1 pseudogene is annotated in these 230 nt (G+C 55.2%); it reads left to right on the forward strand.

Features of this window, described 5'->3' with window-relative positions:
- Positions 1 to 230, forward strand: a pseudogene (rho, locus tag R0J87_RS25385) (transcription termination factor Rho); the annotation flags it as partial.

Below are 230 nucleotides of genomic sequence, written 5' to 3' on the forward strand. Positions count from 1 at the left end.
GCACAAGAAAGACGTTATCATTCTGCTCGACTCCATCACTCGTCTGGCGCGCGCTTACAACACCGTTGTTCCGGCGTCAGGTAAAGTGTTGACCGGTGGTGTGGATGCCAACGCCCTGCATCGTCCGAAACGCTTCTTTGGTGCGGCGCGTAACGTGGAAGAGGGCGGCAGCCTGACCATTATCGCGACGGCGCTTATCGATACCGGTTCTAAAATGGACGAAGTTATCT

This window comes from Halomonas sp. SIMBA_159 (assembly GCF_046536035.1).
GTDB lineage: Bacteria > Pseudomonadota > Gammaproteobacteria > Pseudomonadales > Halomonadaceae > Vreelandella > Vreelandella venusta_A.